This window comes from Monashia sp. HAY1-2A (genome assembly GCF_056755315.1).
Genome location: NZ_JBNDHY010000345.1, coordinates 1 through 311, shown reverse-complemented (window position 1 = coordinate 311; position 311 = coordinate 1). Strand labels below are relative to the sequence as shown.

At 72.3% G+C, this 311-nt stretch carries 1 protein-coding gene; it reads right to left on the bottom strand.

The window, feature by feature from the left end; all coding sequences use genetic code 11:
* Positions 1–105: 105 nt before the first annotated feature.
* The coding region (locus ACPYOM_RS22230) for a putative PEP-binding protein (protein ID WP_481347624.1) at positions 106–311 on the bottom strand (206 nt) is incomplete at its 5' end.

Here is a 311-nt window from a genome sequence, read left to right as displayed (position 1 = left end):
ACCGTGGTCCGCGCCCCCTCGTGGGACACCCGGTGGAGCGATCACGCCCCCGTCGTCGCCGACTACGCCGTCGGCCTGCCCGTCGCCGACTGAGCCGGGCGGCCGTCAGCCTGCGGGCTGCACCTCCTTCGCCGCATCCTTCTCCGCGATCTTCGCCGCGATCCGCAGCCACGTCTGCACAACCGTGTCGGGGTTCAGCGACATCGACTCGAGCTGCTGGTCCACGAGCCACTCCGCGAGGTCCGGGTGGTCCGACGGCCCCTGCCCGCAGATGCCGATGTACTTCCCGCGGCGCCGGCACGCCTCGATCG